The sequence below is a fragment of the Corallococcus sp. AB038B genome, from assembly GCF_003668955.1.
GTDB classification, from domain to species: Bacteria; Myxococcota; Myxococcia; order Myxococcales; family Myxococcaceae; genus Corallococcus; species Corallococcus exiguus.
In genome coordinates, this window is the sequence record NZ_RAWO01000194.1 from 1 (window position 1) to 419 (window position 419).

Sequence of the window (419 nt, forward strand, 5' to 3'; positions counted from 1 at the left end):
GCTCGGCTACGTGCCCGGCCTGGCCGGGATGCACGACGTCGACGACTACCCCGAGACCCGCCAGGTGCCCGGGCTGGTGGTCTACCGCTACGACTCGCCGCTCTTCTTCGCCAACGCCGAGAACTTCCGCCGTCGCGCCCTCGAGGCGGCCGACGACGGTGGTCCGGACGTCGAGTGGTTCCTGCTGAACTGCGAGGGGATCGTCGAGGTCGACCTCACCGGGGTCGACGCGCTCGAGGAGCTGCGCGCGACGCTCGTCGACCGCGGCGTCGCCCTCGCCCTGGCCCGCGTGAAGCAGGACCTGCGCCACGACCTCGAGGCCGCCGGGTTCCTGGCCGAGCTCGGGAAGCACCTCCTCTTCCCCACCCTCCCGACCGCCGTCGCGGCGTACGCGGAGGCCTACCGGCAGCGCCACGGCG

Annotated in this window: 1 protein-coding gene; it reads left to right on the forward strand. The window is 73.3% G+C overall.

Going from position 1 to position 419, the window contains the following annotated elements; genetic code table 11:
- Positions 1-419 (forward strand): STAS domain-containing protein (locus D7Y04_RS42985; RefSeq protein WP_121763077.1); only part of this gene is annotated, 419 nt, incomplete at both ends.